The sequence below is a fragment of the Rhodoferax sp. RT5P35 genome (assembly GCF_056521385.1).
Window position 1 is genome coordinate 1 of sequence record NZ_JBWMAX010000157.1, and the last position, 1,352, is coordinate 1,352.

Below are 1,352 nucleotides of genomic sequence, written 5' to 3' on the forward strand. Positions count from 1 at the left end.
GCACCCTTTTCAAGTGCCTTGTGGGCAAACTTGTTGTTGATGATGTCGTGCAGCACCACGCCGCCGTAGCTGTGGGCCGCCGCGTTGATGTCTTCGCGCGCCCCCAGCGAGGTGATGACGATGGGCACCTTGAACTTCACGCAGGCCTGCATGTCGTGCTCCAGCCTGTCGTTGGATTTGTGCACGATCTGGTTGATGGCAAACGGTGCGGCGGGTTTGTCCGGGTGGGCCTGGTTGTAGGCCGCCAGGGTCTCGGTAATCTCGGCCAGCCAGTCGTCCAGCTGCGCAGCCGGGCGGGCGTTGAGCGAGGGCATGGAGCCCACCACACCGGCAATGCACTGCGCAATCACCATCTGCGGCGTGCTGACGATGAACATCGGCGAGGCGATGACGGGCAGCGGCAAGGCGCTCAAGGCGGCGGGAAGCTTGGACATGTCGTCTCCAGATCGGTTTTTATAAGAAATCAGGCTCTAGCGCTTATTCCATGGGCGGCAAAAGCTACTAAAGTTATAGCAATCAGTAAGCATCCAAGGCCAGGCCGGTGACGCTGTCCGCGCCCTCCACGATGCTGTCGCGCAGGCTTTGTGCGGCCACCAGCACATGGTCGGCATAAAAACGGGCGGTGGTGATCTTGGCCTGCATGAAAGCGGTGTCCTCGCCCTTGGCCAGCAGCTCTTCGGCCACCAGCAGCGAGCGCGCCAGTTGCCACCCGGCCACCAGCTTGCCCGCCAGCATCAGGTAGGGCACGCTGCCCGCAAACACGGCATTCGGCTGGGCCTTGGCCTGGGTGACCACAAAAGTCACCACGTCCAGGAAGGCGGTGCGGGCGGTTTTCAGGCGGCGGGCCACGGCCACCGCGTCGGCGCTGCCGCTCTGGGTCAGCGCGGTTTCGGTCACCACGATCTGGCGCGCAATGGCCTTGGCCGTGGCACCGGCATCGCGCAGGGTTTTGCGGCCCACCAGGTCATTGGCCTGGATGGCGGTGGTGCCTTCGTAGATGGCCAGAATCTTGGCATCGCGCAGGTACTGGGCGGCCCCGGTTTCTTCGATGAAGCCCATGCCGCCGTGCACCTGCACGCCCAGCGAGGCCACGTCCAGGCTCATTTCGGTGCTGTAGCCCTTGACCAGCGGCACCAGGAATTCGTAGATGGCCTGGTTCTGCTGGCGGGTTTCGGCCTCAGGATGGTGGTGGGCAATGTCGTAGGCCGCTGCCGCCGCCATGGCCATGGCACGGCAGCCCTGGGTGTGGCCGCGCATGGTCATCAGCATGCGCTGCACGTCGGGGTGGTGGATGATGGCCACGCTGGCCTTGACCGAGCCATCTACCGGACGGCTTTGCACCCGGTCTTTGG

The 1,352-nt window shown here is 64.1% G+C and carries 2 protein-coding genes; both read right to left on the reverse strand.

What is annotated here, in order from left to right; genetic code table 11:
* Window positions 1–434, reverse strand: a 434-nt coding sequence (locus AC097L_RS24560) for an NAD(P)H-dependent flavin oxidoreductase (protein WP_479589336.1), incomplete at its 3' end; no start/stop codon positions are given.
* Between the two features lie 82 nt (window positions 435–516).
* Window positions 517–1,352, reverse strand: an 836-nt coding sequence (locus AC097L_RS24565) for an acyl-CoA dehydrogenase C-terminal domain-containing protein (protein ID WP_479589337.1), incomplete at its 5' end; no start/stop codon positions are given.